This window comes from Kurthia massiliensis, from assembly GCF_000285555.1.
GTDB lineage: Bacteria > Bacillota > Bacilli > Bacillales_A > Planococcaceae > Kurthia > Kurthia massiliensis.
Genome location: NZ_CAEU01000081.1, coordinates 1 through 515 on the forward strand (window position 1 = coordinate 1; position 515 = coordinate 515).

Sequence of the window (515 nt, forward strand, 5' to 3'; positions counted from 1 at the left end):
CGACAAATTTGTTTTTGTCGATTGTTAAAGTAGCAGTTTTCACCTGCCTTTTTATCTTTATTTTGTTCATAACTTCTGCTCAATTTCCGTTGAGCTTGTTTTAATCGTTTTTCAAGCTTTCTTACTTTATCTGTTTTATTGATATTTTTATAAATCTTACCGTTACTCATGATGGCAAAATCTTTGATCCCTAAATCAATACCGATGCCTTTTGATTCAGGCGTTTGTTTTATGCAGTCAGACACTTCGCATAATACTGAAATATAGAATCGGTCAGCTTTTTGTGATACTGTACCACTTTTGATGATTGCATCTTGAGGTAAGTAATTAAATTCCTTTAGCGTTACCCAACCAATTGTAGGAATATTAATCTGATGGCGTTTTAATTTGAAATCACTCTTATTATTCTTAGGAAAATAAGCTTTCACATCTTGTCTTGCTTTTTTCTTAAAACGAGGGTGTTTACTTAACCCTTTGAAGAATCTTTTGTAGGCACGTTCCGCATTCATAATCGA

Annotated in this window: 1 protein-coding gene; it reads right to left on the reverse strand. The window is 32.8% G+C overall.

What is annotated here, in order from left to right; all coding sequences use genetic code 11:
* Positions 1-515: RNA-guided endonuclease InsQ/TnpB family protein (locus tag KMHG_RS17005; protein WP_010285655.1), on the reverse strand; the 515-nt coding region annotated here is incomplete at both ends.